The organism is Streptomyces sp. SID5785 (genome assembly GCF_009870065.1).
GTDB lineage: Bacteria > Actinomycetota > Actinomycetes > Streptomycetales > Streptomycetaceae > Streptomyces.
The window spans coordinates 1-1139 of the sequence record NZ_WWIA01000862.1 but is presented as its reverse complement, the minus strand read 5'-3'; the positions used below and the strand labels follow the sequence as shown (position 1 = coordinate 1139).

Here is a 1139-nt window from a genome sequence, read left to right as displayed (position 1 = left end):
GGGTGTCAAGCCCTCGTATCTCGCGGGTGGCGCGGTCCTGATCGGCGGCGCCGGCGCACTGGCCTGGGCGCGTGTGAGGCGCCCCGACTGACGCGAAGCAGCCCTCGGCGAAGCGAAGCCTGCATCGCGGCCCGGTGGCCGCACGTGTGATCTTGTCGAACGTGAGCGGGCCTGAGATCTTGGCACGTGTGGAGAGCTTCGAGGACGAGTGGGCGGCAGCACCCGAGGCGGTGCGCCGCGTCCTGGTGCTGGCCCACGAGGCGCTGACCGCCGGTGGGCTGGCCGTGGGCTCGGTACTGACGGGGGCCGACGGATCCGTGCTGGCCGAGGGACGCAACCGGGCCTACGACGACGGCCCCGGCCGCGGCCCACTGCACGGGACGCCACTGGCCCACGCGGAGATGAACGCCCTCGGCTCGGCACGCACCGGGTGCGACATGAGTGCCCTGACGCTGTGGAGCACGCAGGAACCCTGCTCGATGTGCGCGGCTGCGGCTGCCTTCACAGGCGTGGGCACCGTGCGGTACCTGGCCCCCGACCCGTGGGCCCTGGCCAGCGGGAACGACGGCTCCTCCGGTGTGCCCCACACCGGCATGCAGACGTGGCTCGTGGCCGCCAATGTCATGTTTCTGCGCAGCGTCCTGGTCAAGGCTCACGGACCGGACGAGCCCACCACCCTGACCCGCTGCCGAGAGCTGGAACCCGAGACCACCGCCCTGCACGACGCACTGCCTGCGGGCCTGCCGACGGAGACTGCCGTCGAGACGTGGCTCGCCGCGCACTGGGCCGCCCTCCGTGAGGCGGCTGCGCTCCGGGACCGCCGCCTGGCGAGGTGACCGTCCCCGGCAGCGCGACGTACCTGGGCGTGCTCCGCGCGGGACGGCCGTCGGACACACCGCAGGAGCGTGGTGTGCCCGACGGGCGCGTGCCGTGCGGGCGGCGCCGTGCGGCGCTCGCACGGGGATCCGATGAGGTCAGCGGGGCTCGGCGGCCCCGGCCGTCGGCGCGGCCTCGGCCTCGGCCGTCTCGTCGTCGGCCTGTACGGAGTTGGTGGCCCTCGGGCCGCGTAGCGCGACGTGGACGAGCAGGACTCCCATCACGGCGGCGCCGATCCACATGGCTTGCTGCCAGCCGTCGAC

Annotated in this window: 1 protein-coding gene; it reads left to right on the top strand. The window is 73.9% G+C overall.

Annotation, left to right across the window (positions count from 1 at the left end; genetic code table 11):
- Positions 1-188 precede the first annotated feature (188 nt).
- A complete protein-coding gene (locus GTW43_RS27850) occupies positions 189-836 on the top strand; it encodes a nucleoside deaminase (protein ID WP_343246138.1) in 648 nt (215 codons plus the stop codon).
- Positions 837-1139: the final 303 nt, after the last annotated feature.